Origin of the sequence: Cupriavidus nantongensis (genome assembly GCF_041726985.1) — a bacterium.
Classification (GTDB): Bacteria; Pseudomonadota; Gammaproteobacteria; order Burkholderiales; family Burkholderiaceae; genus Cupriavidus; species Cupriavidus nantongensis_A.
The window spans coordinates 1509281-1523544 of the sequence record NZ_CP168302.1; the positions used below are offsets into that span (position 1 = coordinate 1509281).

Annotated in this window: 11 protein-coding genes; 5 read left to right on the plus strand and 6 right to left on the minus strand. The window is 68.3% G+C overall.

Annotated features, from left to right (window positions below; all coding sequences use genetic code 11):
- Positions 1 to 215: 215 nt before the first annotated feature.
- Positions 216 to 2324: an elongation factor G gene (fusA, locus tag ACEI37_RS06565; protein ID WP_373375967.1), complete on the minus strand. Its 2109-nt coding sequence runs from the start codon at positions 2322 to 2324 to the stop codon at positions 216 to 218.
- A 293-nt stretch (positions 2325 to 2617) separates the two neighbouring features.
- Here fusA and ACEI37_RS06570 point away from each other — a divergent pair, with 293 nt between their 5' ends.
- A complete protein-coding gene (locus tag ACEI37_RS06570) occupies positions 2618 to 3247 on the plus strand; it encodes a response regulator transcription factor (protein ID WP_026164172.1) in 630 nt (209 codons plus the stop codon).
- Positions 3248 to 3323: 76 nt separating this feature from the next.
- Here the strand turns inward: ACEI37_RS06570 and ACEI37_RS06575 are convergent, their stop codons facing one another.
- Entirely contained in the window at positions 3324 to 4091 is a 768-nt protein-coding gene (locus tag ACEI37_RS06575) for a FadR/GntR family transcriptional regulator (protein ID WP_373375968.1), read from the minus strand.
- A gap of 180 nt (positions 4092 to 4271) precedes the next feature.
- Here ACEI37_RS06575 and gudD point away from each other — a divergent pair, with 180 nt between their 5' ends.
- The 3 genes from gudD to ACEI37_RS06590 all read left to right on the plus strand — a co-directional run bounded on the left by gudD (position 4272) and on the right by ACEI37_RS06590 (position 7828).
- Positions 4272 to 5627: a glucarate dehydratase gene (gene gudD, locus ACEI37_RS06580; RefSeq protein WP_373375969.1), complete on the plus strand. Its 1356-nt coding sequence runs from the start codon at positions 4272 to 4274 to the stop codon at positions 5625 to 5627.
- A gap of 85 nt (positions 5628 to 5712) precedes the next feature.
- A complete protein-coding gene (locus tag ACEI37_RS06585) occupies positions 5713 to 6735 on the plus strand; it encodes a Bug family tripartite tricarboxylate transporter substrate binding protein (RefSeq protein ID WP_373375970.1) in 1023 nt (340 codons plus the stop codon).
- Positions 6736 to 6832: 97 nt separating this feature from the next.
- Positions 6833 to 7828, plus strand: a complete 996-nt coding sequence (locus ACEI37_RS06590; RefSeq protein ID WP_373375971.1) for a Bug family tripartite tricarboxylate transporter substrate binding protein — start codon at positions 6833 to 6835, stop codon at positions 7826 to 7828.
- Positions 7829 to 8143: 315 nt separating this feature from the next.
- On the opposite strand, the gene ACEI37_RS06595 is transcribed toward ACEI37_RS06590, so the two are convergent.
- Together ACEI37_RS06595 and kdgD are read right to left on the minus strand one after the other, a co-directional pair.
- Entirely contained in the window at positions 8144 to 9670 is a 1527-nt protein-coding gene (locus ACEI37_RS06595; RefSeq protein ID WP_373375972.1) for an aldehyde dehydrogenase (NADP(+)), read from the minus strand.
- Positions 9671 to 9780: 110 nt separating this feature from the next.
- The gene (gene kdgD, locus ACEI37_RS06600) at positions 9781 to 10695 is read right to left on the minus strand and encodes a 5-dehydro-4-deoxyglucarate dehydratase (RefSeq protein WP_373375973.1); all 915 of its coding nucleotides are present in this window, start codon (positions 10693 to 10695) and stop codon (positions 9781 to 9783) included.
- 400 nt (positions 10696 to 11095) lie between these two features.
- Here kdgD and ACEI37_RS06605 point away from each other — a divergent pair, with 400 nt between their 5' ends.
- Positions 11096 to 12076, plus strand: a complete 981-nt coding sequence (locus ACEI37_RS06605; protein ID WP_373375974.1) for a DedA family protein/thiosulfate sulfurtransferase GlpE — start codon at positions 11096 to 11098, stop codon at positions 12074 to 12076.
- Between the two features lie 10 nt (positions 12077 to 12086).
- Here ACEI37_RS06605 and ACEI37_RS06610 read toward each other — a convergent pair whose 3' ends face one another.
- Positions 12087 to 13043: a DUF1177 domain-containing protein gene (locus ACEI37_RS06610; protein ID WP_373375975.1), complete on the minus strand. Its 957-nt coding sequence runs from the start codon at positions 13041 to 13043 to the stop codon at positions 12087 to 12089.
- 58 nt (positions 13044 to 13101) lie between these two features.
- Positions 13102 to 14262 carry a porin gene (locus tag ACEI37_RS06615; RefSeq protein ID WP_373375976.1) on the minus strand — a complete coding sequence of 387 codons (1161 nt, stop codon included), beginning with the start codon at positions 14260 to 14262 and terminating at the stop codon, positions 13102 to 13104.
- Positions 14263 to 14264 lie beyond the last annotated feature (2 nt).

The following is a 14264-nucleotide window of genomic DNA, read 5'->3' on the forward strand; positions in this document are numbered from 1 at the left end:
GCGCGCAATGACCATGCCTGCGCCGCTTTGGCGTGGTTTCCACGTGGATCGCCGCGCGGCGGCGCCCGCTGGCGCCCCCGGCGAAGGTAATTCTTTCGCGAGGCTTGCAAAAACAACGCATCCGCATGGGCGCCCACGCCGGCATTCGGCCGCCGCTTCGGAAGTGGTGCGTCAGGCAGGGAGCGCGTCGACGAAGTCCGCCGGCGAAACGTTCGTCAGCCCACCCGCTTCGCCGAGATCACCGCTTCCGCCACATTGGCCGGCGCTTCGGCGTAGTGCTTGAACTCCATGGTGAAGGTCGCGCGCCCCTGCGTCAGCGAGCGGAGCGTAGTGGAGTAGCCGAACATGGTCGCCAGCGGCACTTCGGCGCGCACGATCTTGCCGCCGCCGCCGGCGATGTCTTCCATGCCGTGCACCATGCCGCGGCGCGACGACAGGTCGCCCATCACGTTGCCGGTGAACTCTTCAGGCGTTTCCACCTCGACCGCCATCATCGGCTCGAGCAGCGTCGGCCGGGCGCGGCGCATGCCTTCCTTGAACGCGATCGAGCCGGCCATGCGGAACGCGTTTTCGTTCGAGTCCACGTCGTGGTACGAGCCGAACACCAGCGTGGCCTTGATATCGACCACCGGATAGCCGGCCAGCACGCCCGACTGCATGGTCTCGCGGATGCCCTTGTCGACCGCGGGGATGAACTCGCGCGGCACCACCCCGCCCTTGATCGCGTCGACGAACTCGTAGCCGCCGCCATGCGGCATCGGCTCCAGGTTCAGCACCACGTGGCCGTACTGGCCGCGCCCTCCCGACTGCTTGATGAACTTGCCCTCGACGTCGCGCGCCGGCAGGCGGATGGTCTCGCGGTACGCCACCTGCGGCTTGCCGACCGAGGCCTCGACGCCGAACTCGCGCCGCATGCGGTCGACCAGGATTTCCAGGTGCAGCTCGCCCATGCCGGAGATGATGGTCTGACCCGACTCTTCGTCCGTGGTCACGCGGAACGACGGGTCTTCCTGCGCCAGCCGGTTCAGCGCGATGCCCATCTTCTCCTGGTCGGCCTTGGTTTTCGGCTCCACCGCCTGCGAGATCACCGGCTCGGGGAAGCTCATGCGCTCCAGGATGATGACCTTGTCGGGGTCGCACAGCGTGTCGCCGGTGGTGGCCTCCTTCAGGCCCACCGCCGCGGCGATGTCGCCAGCGCGCACTTCCTTGATCTCGTGGCGCACGTTGGCGTGCATTTGCAGGATGCGGCCCAGGCGCTCGCGCTTGCCCTTGAGCGGGTTGTAGACGCTGTCGCCGGAGCTGACCACGCCGGAGTAGACGCGGAAGAAGATCAGCTGGCCGACAAAGGGGTCGGTCATGATCTTGAACGCCAGCGCGGCGAACGGCTCGTCGTCGCTGGGGTGGCGCTCGGCCTCGCGGTCGTCCTCGGTGTGGCCGAGGATGGCCGGCACGTCGGCGGGCGACGGCAGGTAGTCGATCACCGCGTCCAGCATGCTCTGCACGCCCTTGTTCTTGAAGGCGCTGCCGCACAGCATCGGCACGATCTCGTTGGCGATGGTGCGCTTGCGCAGGCCCTGCTTGATCTGCGCCTCGCTCAGCGGCTCGCCCGACAGGTACTGGTTCAGCAGCGCCTCGTCGGCCTCGGCGGCGGCCTCGACCATCTTGTCGCGCCATTCCTGCGCTGTGGCGAGCAGCTCGGCCGGAATCTCCTGGAACTCGAAGCGCACGCCCTGGCTGGCCTCGTCCCAGACGATGGCCTTCATCTTGACCAGGTCGATCACGCCCTGGAAGTGGTCCTCGGCGCCCAGCGGAATCTGGATCGGCACGGCGCGGCCGCGCAGGCGCTCGGCGATCTGCGCCTGCACGCGGAAGAAGTCAGCGCCGATGCGGTCCATCTTGTTGACGAACGCGATGCGCGGCACCGCGTACTTGTTGGCCTGGCGCCAGACGGTTTCGGATTGCGGCTGCACGCCGCCGACGGCGTCGTAGACCATGCAGGCGCCGTCCAGCACGCGCATGGAGCGCTCGACTTCGATGGTGAAGTCGACGTGCCCCGGCGTATCGATGATGTTGATGCGGTGCTCGGGATAGTTGCCGGCCATGCCTTTCCAGAAGGCGGTGGTGGCGGCCGAGGTGATGGTGATGCCGCGCTCCTGCTCCTGCTCCATCCAGTCCATGGTGGCCGCGCCATCGTGCACTTCGCCCAGCTTGTGGTTGACGCCCGTGTAGAACAGGATGCGCTCGGTCGTCGTGGTCTTGCCGGCGTCGATATGCGCGCTGATGCCGATATTGCGGTAGCGCTCGATGGGGGTCTTGCGGGGCACAGTGTTCTCCATGGATGAAACACGCCCGAATAGAGTAGCACCACTGGCCGCTCCCCGTTGCCCCTGCCGCGGGCAGGGACACGCGCTTCGGGGCGGCCCGCGGACGGTCCCGCGCGTCTGAGGCCGGCCTAGGATTTTCGCTGCAACCGAAGCGGATTCCTCCCATCCTGTGCGCGCCTGCGGCTCCCTATACTGGCGTGGCATCGCGCACCGGCGTGCGCCGTTCCTGCCAGCCCGTTCCAGCATCGGGATGTTGCCCTAGCCGATGCCTGCCTAGAACCTGGACCTCGCGCATGACAACCATCCTGATCGTTGACGACCATCCGGCGATGCGGCTGGTGCTTCGGCACCATCTGTCGCAACTGCTTGGCGTCGACGAGGTGATCGAGGCGGACAACGGGCAATGCGCCATCGAAATGGTGCGGGCACGCATGCCGGACCTGGTGCTGCTGGACCTCGACATCCCGCGCTCGAGCGGGCTCGACGTGGCGCCGCGCCTGCGTGCGATCCATCCGCAGGTGCGCATCCTGGTGGTGACGGCGCTGGACCCGGCCGTGTTCGTCAGCCGTTCGTGGCAGGCGGGCGCGCAGGGCTTCGTCAGCAAGACCCAGGACATCAAGGAGATCCTGCGCGCGGTCGAGGCGGTGCTGGCCGGCTATACCGTGTTCCCGGTGCTGGGCCGCGGCGGCGCGCCGCGCCAGTCGATGTCGGCCGACGACGAGATGCTGCGGCGGCTGTCCGACAAGGAACTGGTGGTGCTGCAGATGCTGGCGCGCGGCATGTCGTACAAGGCCATCAGCGAAAGCCTCTTTATCAGCAACAAGACCGTCAGCAGCTACAAGGCCCGCATCATGAACAAGCTGCAGGTGTCGTCGCTGGTCGAACTGGTCGACTTTGCGCGCCGCTGCCGGCTGACGCCTTAGCGGCGGGCGCCGGCGTCACTATTCATTAGACATCGTATGACTTGCCGGCGCATGCCCGCCGCATGCGCGTCCCGCTTCAGCCTTGCTGGCCGGCCGAACCGGACGCCTTGCGCAACCGCTCGCGGCTGTTGGTCAGGTGCATGCGCATGGCGGCCTTGGCGGCGTCGGGGTCGCGGCGCTCGATCGCGTCGTAGATGTTCTCGTGCTCGATGCTGACCCGCTCCAGGTACTGCACGCGCTCGGGGGTGTTGACCTGGAGCCGGCTGCGGGGGATCACCATGGTGCCCAGGTGGCCCATGATGTCGGTGAAATAGCGGTTGCCGGTGGCGCGTGCGATGGCCAGGTGGAAGGCGAAGTCGCTTTCCACCGCGTCATTGCCCTCGCCGGCGCCATGCTTGAGCTCGTCCAGCGCCTGGCGCATTGCCGCCAGTTGCGCCTCGGTGCGGCGCGCGGCCGCCAGGCCGGCCGCTTCCGCTTCCACGCTGACGCGGAATTCCAGCATCGCCATCACATCCATGGCCGTCCCCAGCGCATCCGGCCCGATTCGGAACGGCGACGGCGCCTCGGCCGGGCGTTCCAGAACGAACGTGCCGATGCCGTGGCGTGTCTCCACCAGGCCGCTGGCCTGCAACCGCGACAGCGCTTCGCGCACCACGGTGCGGCTCACGCCCATGGTGGCCATGATCTCGGATTCCGTGGGCAGCTTGTCGCCGGGCTTGAGCTGGCCCTGGCGGATCTCTTCGCCAAGGGCTTGTACGACTTCCTCGGCAAGTGTGCGGCCACGGCGGCGCAATGGGGTGGGGGCGGAACTCGGGGGCGGCGCGAGGGGCTGGGCGTTCGGCATGGCTGCTACGTACGAATACGGGGATACCTCGGGGATACGGGCGGGCTTTCCCGGACTTGACCGGCCCGAGACAGCCTCATTATACTGGGTTATCAGTCATACGATGACAGATAACATACGCAACACAAAGGCCGGGGTGAAGGATCGTACGCCCGCGGCCACGCCGGAGACAGTCCCGAGATGACCCCTACCGCCGCCCCCATGGCGCCCGCCCATACGCCGGTCGTGACCGAACTGACCGTGGTGCCCGTCGCCGGGCATGACAGCATGCTGATGAACCTGTCCGGCGCCCATGGCCCGTACTTCACGCGCAATATCGTGATCGTGCGCGACAGCGCCGGCCATACCGGCGTCGGCGAAGTGCCGGGCGGCGAAGGCATCCGCCAGACCCTGGAAGACGCGCGTCCGTTGCTAGTGGGCCAGCCCATCGGCCAGTACCAGGCCATGCTGAACCGCGTGCGCGCGGCCTTTGCCGGCCGCGACGCCGGCGGCCGGGGCCTGCAGACCTTCGACCTGCGCATCACCATCCACGCCGTCACGGCGCTGGAGGCGGCGCTGCTCGACCTGCTCGGCCAGCACCTGGAGGTGCCGGTGGCGGCGCTACTGGGCGAAGGCCAGCAGCGCGACGCCGTGGAGATGCTGGGCTACCTGTTCTATATCGGCGAGCGCCAGCGCACCACGCTGGACTACCGCACCGAGCCGGACGCGGACAACGCGTGGTTCCGCCTGCGCAATGAAGCGGCAATGACACCCGAGGCCGTGGTGCGCCTGGCCGAAGCGGCGTATGAGCGCTACGGCTTCAATGACTTCAAGCTCAAGGGCGGCGTGCTGCGCGGCGACGAAGAAATGGAAGCCATCCTGGCGCTGGCCGAGCGCTTCCCCAAGGCGCGCATCACGCTGGATCCCAATGGCGCCTGGTCGCTGGCGGAAGCCGTGCGCCTGTGCCGCGACAAGCGCGGCGTGCTGGCCTATGCCGAAGACCCGTGCGGCGCCGAAGACGGCTACTCGGGCCGCGAGATCATGGCCGAGTTCCGCTCCGCCACCGGCCTGCCCACTGCCACCAACATGATCGCCACCGACTGGCGCCAGATGGGGCATGCGGTGCGGCTGCAGTCGGTCGACATCCCGCTGGCCGACCCGCATTTCTGGACCCTGCAGGGCTCGGTGCGGGTGGCCCAGATGTGTGCCGAATGGGGCCTGACCTGGGGTTCGCATTCGAACAACCACTTCGATATCTCGCTGGCGATGTTCACGCACGTGGCGGCGGCCGCGCCGGGACGCGTCACCGCGATCGACACCCACTGGATCTGGCAGGACGGCGAACACCTGACCCGCAACCCGCTGAAGATCGAAGGCGGGCTGGTGCAGGTGCCCAAGACCCCGGGACTGGGCGTCGAGCTCGACCTGGATGCGCTGGCGCGCGCGCACGAGCTGTACCAGCGCAAGGGCCTGGGCGCGCGCGACGATGCCGCGGCGATGCAGTTCCTGATCCCCGGCTGGAAGTTCAACAACAAGGCGCCGTGCATGGTGCGCTGAAGCGCCACCGGCGACGACGCCAACGGCCGTTGCCGACCCTCGGGGCGGCCGGCCTTTCTCATCAAAAACACTGCAGGAGACAACCATGACCACCTTCCAACGCCAGGGCGCGCCGCGCCTGCCTCACTGGTTGCGCGCCTTCGCGCTCGGCTCGGTCGCCGCGGTCGCCGCGCTGACCTTCATCAGCCCGGCCCGCGCCGCGGCGCAGGACTGGCCGCAACGTCCGGTATCGGTGGTGGTGCCGTTCCCGCCGGGCGGCTCCAGCGACGCCATCGCACGCATGCTGACGGTGCCGCTCAATGAAAAGCTGGGCCAGCCGTTCGTGATCGACAACCGCCCCGGCGCGACCGGCGCCATCGGCGCCACCTACGTCAAGCGCGCGCCGGCCGACGGCTACACCATGATGGTGGCGTCGATCGGCGTCTATGCGGTCAATCCGTTCCTGCAGAAGAACCTGGCCTATGACCCGGCCAAGGACTTCGACCTGCTGACCGTTGCGGTGCGCGCGCCCAACGTGCTGGTGGCCAACCCGCAGTTCCCGGCCAACACGCTAGCGGAACTGGTGGCCTACATGAAGAAGAACCCGGGCAAGGTCAGCTTTGCCTCGTCAGGCGCCGGCTCGTCCGACCACCTGACCGCTGCGCTGTTCTGGCAGAAGAGCGCCACCGACGGCCTGCATGTGCCGTACAAGGGCGGTGGCCCGGCCATCTCTGACCTGCTGGCCGGACAGGTGGACGTGTCGTTCCAGAACGTCAACGCGGTGCTGCAGCATATCCGTGCCGGCAAGCTCAAGGCGATGGCGGTGACTTCCGACAAGCGTTCGCCGGTGCTGCCCAATGTGCCCACCATGGCCGAGGCCGGCATCAAGGATGTCGAGGTCTACTCGTGGCAGGGCGTAGCCGCGCCGCGCGGCCTGCCGCCGGAGATCAAGAGCCGCCTGCACGGCGCGCTGGTGTCGTCGCTGAACGACCCGAAGATGCGCCAGAAGCTGTCCGAGAGCGGCTTCGAGGTGGTGGCCAACACCCCCGAGCAGTTCAACCAGTTCGAGGCGCAGGAGCTGCAGCGCTGGAAGACCGTGATCGAGAAGGGCAAGATCGCGCTGGACTGATTACCGCCGCATAAAACCCGATACCAAAGCACCGACCGCGCCGGCCTGCACGTGCATCGTGCCGCGCCGGCGCGCGCCCTCGACTGGAGACCACAGCATGACTTACGGACGCCGCAACTTCCTCAAGCAATCCTCCGCGCTGGCCGCCGGCCTGGCCGCGGGGCCCCTCGCCGGCCTGTCCCCGGCCGCACACGCCGCGGACTGGCCCAACCGCCCGATCCGCCTGGTGGTGCCATACACCGCCGGCGGCTCGTCGGACATCATCGCGCGCCTGATCAGCAAGCAGCTGGGCGAGGCGCTGGGCCAGTCGGTGGTGGTCGACAACCGCCCCGGCGCCAACGGCAACGTCGGCGCGGCGCTGGTCGCGCAGGCAACCGACAACCACACGCTGCTGCTGTGCGATATCGGTGCGCTGGCGATCAGCCCGTCGGTCTACACCAAGCTGACCTTCAATATCGCCAGGGACCTGAAGCCGGTGTCGATGCTGGCTTATTCGCCGCACCTGCTGGTGGTGCATCCGTCGGTGCAGGTGACCAGCGTGAAGGAACTGGTGGCGCTGTCGCAGCGCAGCCAGCTCAACTTCGCCGTGACCGCCATCGGCAGCGCGCCTCACCTGGCCGGCGTGGCGGTGGAACAGGCCACCGGCGCCAAGTGGCAATACGTGCCGTACAAGGGCGGCTCGCAGGCCATCGCCGATACCGTCGGCGGCAGCGCGCAGGTGCTGATGAACGGAATGCTCGCCACGCTGCCGCATGTGCAGTCGGGCAAGCTCAAGCTGATCGCGCAATCCAAGCGCACGCGCATGCCGCTGCTGCAGAACGTGCCGACCATTGCCGAGCAGGGCGTGGCCAACTTTGAATCGGGCACCTGGCAGGGCGTGATGGCGCCGGCCAGCATGCCCGATGCGATGGTGGCACGCATCAGCGCCGAGCTGATCCGCATCATCCGCGCGCCGGACCTGCGCGCCCAGCTGGTGGCGCAAGGCGCCGAAGTAGTGACGATGACGCCGGGGGAAACCGGCAAGTTCTTCGTCGCCGAGCAATCGCGCTGGGCGGGGGTGGTGAAGCAGGCGGGGATCAAGCTGGAGGCTTGATGGGGGTCGCTGGCAAAGGACGGCTCGCATGGGAATGCGGGCCGTTTTTTCTTGGGGGCTTGAGGTGGCGTGGGTTTGCTCCCCTCTCCCGCTTGCGGGAGAGGGGCGGGGGAGAGGGCGGGCGTGTGGCAAGCATGAGGCGTTCGCACTTCGTTGAAGTTCCCGCCCTCTCCCCAACCCTCTCCCGCAAGCGGGAGAGGGAGTACCCCATCGGGATTGGGAAGGCCTGCGGCATTTCGCTGGGAGCGTAGGTTTGCGCCCCTTGCAAAAAACAAAAAGCCCCGCACCAGGCGGGGCATATCTCAACAGCTCTCGTTATTTCCGCAGCGCCGCCGGCAGCAATGCTTGCGGCAGATTCTGATAGCAAACCGGCCGCAGGAACCGGTCGATCGCCGTAGCACCCACCGAAGTCGTCCGCACATCCGACGTCGCCGGGAACGGCCCGCCATGGACCATCGCGTATGCGACCTCGACGCCGGTGGGATAGCCGTTGCACAGCACGCGCCCGGCCTTGCGTTCCAGCACCGGCAGCAGGCGTTGCGCCGCCGCGTGGTCGGCGTCGTCGAGTTGCATCGTGGCGGTAAGCTGGCCTTCGAGCTGGCGCGCCACGGTCAGCATCTCGTCCATATCGCGGCACACTACCAGCACCGTCGACGGGCCGAATACCTCCGCCTGCATGCGGTGGTCCGCCAGGAACTGCGCGGCGGTGGTTTCGAACATTTCTGGCCGGGCCTGGTTGGTGCCGCTGGCGTCCACGCCGTTGCCGATGCGCTGCAAGCCGTCGAGCGATGCCAGCTGGGCCACGCCCTGCTGATACGCGGCATGGATGCCGGGGGTCAGCATCGTGGCCGCCGGCTTGCCTTGCAGCGCGCCCAGCGCCGCCGCGCGGAACTTGTCGAGGGCGGGGCCTTCGATGCCGATCACCAGTCCGGGGTTGGTGCAGAACTGGCCGACCCCGAGCACCAGCGAATCGACCAGTTGGCGGCCGATCTCTTCACCGCGCGCGTCGAGCGCGGCGGGCAGCAGGAACACCGGGTTGATGCTGCTCATCTCGGCGTACACCGGGATCGGCTGCGGGCGCGCGTTGGCAGCGCGCATCAGCGCCATGCCGCCGGCGCGCGAGCCGGTGAAGCCCACCGCCTGGATCGCCGGATGCGACACCAGCGCGGTGCCGATGGCATTGCCCGCGCCCACCAGCAGCGAAAACACGCCCTCGGGCAGGCCGGCGTCGCGCACCGCTTGCTGGATCACGCGCCCGACCAGCTCGGACGTGCCCAGGTGCGCCGGGTGGGCCTTGACCACCACCGGGCAGCCCGCCGCCAGCGCCGCGGCGGTGTCGCCCCCGGCCACGGAGAAGGCCAGCGGGAAGTTGCTCGCGCCGAACACCGCAACCGGGCCGATGGCGATGCGCTGCATGCGCAGGTCCGGGCGCGGCGGATTGCGTTCCGGCAGCGCGGCGTCAAAGGTGGCTTGCTGCCAGCGGCCCTCGCGCAGCACCGTGGCGAACAGGCGCAGCTGGCCGGCGGTGCGGCCGCGCTCGCCCTGCAGGCGCGCTATCGGCAGCGCGCTTTCCAGGTGGGCGCGCTCGATCAGCGTGTCGCCGAGTGCCTCGATGCCCGCGGCGATGGCCTCGAGGAAGGCCGCGCGCTGTTCGGGCGTGGTGTTGCGGTACGTATCGAAGGCCGCTTCGGCCAGCGCGCAGGCGCGCTCGACTTCGGCCTCGCCGCCGCCGTGGAAGTCAGGGCCGATCGCCGCGCCGGTGGCGGGGTTGATCGCCTGCAGCGTCGCTTCGGTGCCGCGCACGGCTTGCGCGCCGATCAGCATGTCGCCGGTGATTTGCATGGAAGGATTCCTTGTCAGCGTTTGGAACGGGGAAACCGGCCGGAGGGCATGTGCCCCGCGGCCGGCGGTCCGGAATGCAATGCGGAACGGCTCGCCGCCCGCGTGCTGCGTTACTGCGGGCCGAGCTTGTTGATCAGCGCGCCCAGCATTTCCATCTCCTCGCCGGTCAGGTCGGTCAGCGGCGCGCGCACGGGACCGCCGTCGCGGCCCACCAGGCGCGCGCCCGCCTTGACGATGCTGACCGCATAGCCGGCCTTGCGGTTGCGGATGGCCAGGTAGGGCAGGAAGAAGTCGTCGATCAGCCGGCCCACGGTGTCATGGTCGTCCGCGGCGATGGCGCGGTAGAAGTCCATCGCCGTCTTCGGGATGAAGTTGAACACCGCCGACGAATACACCGGCACGCCCAGCGCCTTGTAGGCCGCGGCATAGACCTCGGCGGTGGGCAGGCCGCCCAGGTAGGAGAAGCGGTCGCCCAGCTTGCGGCGGATGCTGACCATGGCTTCGATGTCGCCCACGCCGTCCTTGAAGCCGATCAGGTTGGGGCAGCGCCCGGCCAGGCGGGCCAGCTGGTCGGCATTGAGCTTCGAATTGGCGCGGTTGTAGACGATCACGCCGATATCGACCGCCTTGCAGACTTCTTCCACGTGGGCGGCAATGCCGTCCTGGCTGGCTTCGGTCAGGTAGTGCGGCAGCAGCAGCACGCCGGCGGCGCCCAGGCGCTGCGCTTCCTGCGCATAGGCGATGGCGGTGCGGGTGGGGCCGCCGGCGCCGGCCAGGATCGGCACCTTGCCGGCGCAGGTGCGCACGGCGGTGTCGACCACGGCGGAGTAGTCCTGCGGCGTCAGCGAGAAGAACTCGCCCGTGCCGCCGGCCGCGAACAGCGCGGTGGCGCCGTAGGGGGCCAGCCATTCCAGGCGGGCGGCGTAGGGCTTCGGCGCGAAGTCGCCCTGGGCGTCGAAGTCGGTGATGGGGAAGGACAGCAGGCCTTCGGAGACGATTTGCTTGAGTTCGTTGGGTGCGAGCATTGCGGCAGTCCAGGGCGGGCCGGTGGCCCGGGGTGGCAGAGGCGGCTGACTGCGGCGTGGCAGGTCAGTCGAGTTATCAGTCATCGTACGACAACGGAATGACGAAGGCAATAGGGCAGCGGCGTACCCCGGGTTAACCGGGAGCGGTACAAGGGCCTCCACGGGCGTCAGCTCAAACACTAATGTCATTCCCGCGCAGGCGGGAATCCAGCGTCTTTGAAGCCACTGGGTTCCCGCCTGCGCGGGAATGACAGTCGTGAAGGGGCGTATGTTGTAGGACAACGTAAGTCACATGCCGAGTGATTCACTCAGTCAATTTGAAGCGACCATGCAAAGCTTCCACGCCACGACGAACCGCCGGCTGGCACACTGGCGTCCTGAACCAAAGGGGGAGAGAGCGGTGGGAGAGTTACAGGCCTTGCTGGAAAACCACGGGCTGATGCTGGTGTTCCTGAACGTGCTGGTCGAGCAGGCCGGCCTGCCGGTGCCGGCCTATCCGATGCTGTTCGTCGCCGGCGCGCTGGGCGTGCAGGAGACCGGGCCGTCGATCGGCGCAGTGCTGGCCGCGGTCATCGTTGCCTGCCTGATTGCCGATACCGGCTGGTACTTCGCCGGGCGCCGGCTGGGCCAGCCGATGTTGCGCACCATCTGCAAGGTGTCGATCTCGCCCGATTCCTGCATCCGCCAGACCCAGTCGCTGTACCTGCGCGTGGGGCCGCGCTCGCTGGTGGTCGCCAAGCTCCTGCCGGGGGCCGGCGCGCTGTCGACCGCGATGGCCGGCATGACCGGCACGCCGCTGCCGGTGTTCCTGTTCTACGATGCGCTCGGCGCGCTGGTGTGGGCGGGCAGCGGGCTACTGATCGGCGTGGTGTTCAGCGACTTCATCGATGCCATTCTCGAGGGCTTCAGCACCTACGGCCATATGGCGCTGGTGGCGGTGGTGGGGGCCTTCCTGGTATTCCTGGCATGGCGCTCGTGGCGCCGCCTGCGGCTGCTGCGCATCACCAGGCGCGTGCCGCGCATGAGCGTGGATGAGCTGGAATCGCGCCGGCTGGCCGGCGCGCTGCCGGTGGTGATCGACGTGCGCGCCCATGGCGACGTGCCGATGGAGCGCATTCCCGGCTCGATGGTGCTCGGCATGCAGGGCGCGCTCGACAGCCTCGATGCGCTCGGCGTGGCGCCCGCCGAAGCCGACATCGTGGTCTATTGCGCCTGCCCGAACGAGATGTCGGCGGCGCTGCTGGCCGAACGCCTGCGGGTGGCCGGCTATCCCAGGACCTGGGCGCTGGCCGGCGGCTTCGACGAATGGAAGCGGCGGCACGGCGCCACCGTGCCGCCCGCCGTCACCCATCCCGGACCGGGCCAGGCGACGGCACGCTAAGCCGCGGGCCTCAGCGCTTGCCGGCGGTCTGGAACACCGACAGGTCGGGGTAGATCGCGCGGATCTTCTGCCACTCGGCGGCATTGAAGAACTGGCACTTGCCGGCACCGAAGCGCTTGGACACTTCGACGCAGAAGCGCACCGCCTCGGCGATGTCGATCTCGTGGTTGGCCGAGGTCGCGCTGCCCGACACCACCGACTGCGCCGTCACCGCCACGCCCACCACGGGCGCCTGGGTGGCCACGTGCGGCTGCATGATGCTGTTGAAGTGGTACAGGCCGTTGTGGTACGGCGTGATGTCCTGCAGCGAGATCGGGAAGGTCACCGCCGGGCAGCCGGTGGTCGATTCCATGGTTGCCACCAGGTCCGGCGCCACGCGCAGGATATAGCCCTGCATCGCCGTCGGCGAGATCGCAAAGCCGCGGTGCTTGACGATGCTGTTGCCCTTGGACGCATCGATCGACAGGATCGCATCCATTTCCGGCAGCACCTGGTAGTCGTTCATGGTGTCGGACGATACCGGCATGCCCATGAACGGCACCGGGTCGTGCGGCACCATCGAGACATTGGTCGACAGGTGCGTGGTCACGATCACGTCGCCCGCCACGTGGTCGCCGCGCGCCTTCATCTGCGCCAGCTTGAGCGCCACCGCCAGGCAGCCGATCGGGCCATCGGCATCCGACACCAGCCCTACCAGTTCCGGGCGAGCGCCGATGGCGCCGTTGCGGCCGATCACGCCCAGCGTCGGCGCCTTGCCGCCGCCGCGCTTGCCGGCGCTGCCCGGGATCACGATGGTAATGAAGTCGGTGGTGTTGGCCGTGTTCTCGGGCGGCGCGTTGTTGACCGTGGTGACTTGCACCGATACGCCAGCGTCGGCGTACGGCGCGAACAGTTCGCTGACGAGCGCGCCGTTGGCGTGCGGGCTGTCCAGGGCTTCGTGAATGACCAGCGTCTGCTGCAGGGCCATGGCTTTCTCCAAAGTTTGCCCCGGCCGCGCGGCGCGGGCGGGGCGTTCTACAAATCGATCAGAACTGATGGCGCAGGCCGACCATCACCGTGGTCTGCGTGTCGCGCCCGTCCAGCGGCGTGCCGCTGCCGCCGGTCCAGCTGGTGGTGTTGTTGCCGAACAGACCCGACCAGTCGCCGTGGACGCGGTCATAGGCCAGCGCCAGGTAGGCGTCGGTGCGCTTGCTGAAGGCGTAGCCGGCCACGGCATACGCGGTGGTGCGGTTGCCGCTGAAGTTGTCGGCGCGGGTGCGGTTGTGCATCACGCTGCCGGTCAGGGTGACGTTGCCGGTCACGGCGTAGCTCGCGCCCAGCGTGAAAAAGTCGTCGTGGCGGCTGCCGCCGAACACCGAGCTGATCGCCGCGCGGTTGGCCGGCGTGGCCGCGGTAGACATGCTGGTGATGGTGGCCGTATCGGTGCCGCCCCTGGACGCGTCGAAGCCCGGGTCGCGGTCGCTGTGGATATAGTTGGCGAACAGGCTGGCGCGGCCGACCGCGGCCTTCAGGCCCGCCAGGTAGAGGTTGGCGTTGCGGCTCTGGCTGTCGCGGGTCTGCTGGAAGTCGCCGACGGCGGTGATCGGACCGGCCGCGTACTTGACGCCGAACGACATCGATGACATCGCACGGGTGTTGCCCGCGGTCTCGCCCAGCGCGTATTCGGCGATCACCGACACCGGGCCGAAATTGCCGGTATAGCTGACGGCGTTGTCGTAGCGCTGGCCGGTCAGGTAGACCATCCACGCATTCGACGGCGCCGCGCCCACGCCGAGCGGATCGACGTAGTACAGCATGGTGTTGGCGGTGGTGTACTGCCGGCCCAGCGCCAGCTCGCCCCAGCGGTTGCCGATCTTCACGTACGCCTGGCGGCCGAACAGCTGGCCTTGCTGGTCGAGCCGGCCGGTATCGGCCAGCAGACCGTTCTCCAGCACGAAGCCGGCCTTTACGCCGCCGCCCAGGTCCTCGACCCCCTTCAGGCCGAAGCGGCTGCCGGACAGGAAGCCTTCGCCGCCCTGCTGCAGGCCAACCTGCGCGTCGCCGGCGGGGTTGGAATGGGTCTGGTATGTCAGCGCGGTATCGATGACGCCATACAGCGTGACGCCGGATTGGGCCATGGTGGTGGCGGGCAGGGCCAGCAGCGCTGGACATGCCAGGCGCATGGCACGGCAAAGGGTTGGGCTCATTT

Bases quoted from the DNA above. Each gene is read 5' to 3' on its own strand.
- ACEI37_RS06585 (WP_373375970.1), top strand. From the start codon at position 5,713: ATGACCACCTTCCAACGCCAGGGCGCGCCGCGCCTGCCTCACTGGTTG.
- gudD (WP_373375969.1), top strand. From the start codon at position 4,272: ATGACCCCTACCGCCGCCCCCATGGCGCCCGCCCATACGCCGGTCGTG.
- ACEI37_RS06610 (WP_373375975.1), bottom strand. From the start codon at position 13,043: ATGGCCCTGCAGCAGACGCTGGTCATTCACGAAGCCCTGGACAGCCCG.
- kdgD (WP_373375973.1), bottom strand. From the start codon at position 10,695: ATGCTCGCACCCAACGAACTCAAGCAAATCGTCTCCGAAGGCCTGCTG.
- ACEI37_RS06575 (WP_373375968.1), bottom strand. From the start codon at position 4,091: ATGCCGAACGCCCAGCCCCTCGCGCCGCCCCCGAGTTCCGCCCCCACC.
- ACEI37_RS06590 (WP_373375971.1), top strand. From the start codon at position 6,833: ATGACTTACGGACGCCGCAACTTCCTCAAGCAATCCTCCGCGCTGGCC.
- ACEI37_RS06595 (WP_373375972.1), bottom strand. From the start codon at position 9,670: ATGCAAATCACCGGCGACATGCTGATCGGCGCGCAAGCCGTGCGCGGC.
- ACEI37_RS06615 (WP_373375976.1), bottom strand. From the start codon at position 14,262: ATGAGCCCAACCCTTTGCCGTGCCATGCGCCTGGCATGTCCAGCGCTG.
- ACEI37_RS06570 (WP_026164172.1), top strand. From the start codon at position 2,618: ATGACAACCATCCTGATCGTTGACGACCATCCGGCGATGCGGCTGGTG.